The organism is Cupriavidus sp. SIMBA_020, assembly GCF_046535395.1.
In the GTDB taxonomy this organism is placed as follows: Bacteria; Pseudomonadota; Gammaproteobacteria; order Burkholderiales; family Burkholderiaceae; genus Cupriavidus; species Cupriavidus campinensis.
On record NZ_JAWRWU010001493.1, the window covers coordinates 1 to 242 of the forward strand.

The following is a 242-nucleotide window of genomic DNA, read 5'->3' on the forward strand; positions in this document are numbered from 1 at the left end:
GGTTTTAAGTTGCGGTAAATATGCTGTAAAAACGCTAACTGTTTGTTACTAGTTTTGTGAGTGAAATTTCGGGTATTGCTGGCCTCGCCTCCTTTGCTGGTACCAAACGGCGGGTTAGCCAAAATTATATCGGCGCCTTTTAATGCTTTACCCGCATCGCCCAGTGCATTACCTAAATGTATTACGCCCTCGTCGTCGCCTTCCATACCGTGTAATAAGCAGTTCATTAATGCTAAACGACG

Annotated in this window: 1 protein-coding gene; it reads right to left on the reverse strand. The window is 44.6% G+C overall.

All coding sequences use genetic code 11. The annotated features are described in order from the left end of the window. Positions 1 to 242, reverse strand: a 242-nt coding sequence (locus SB751_RS34560) for an N-6 DNA methylase (protein WP_410749559.1), incomplete at both ends; no start/stop codon positions are given.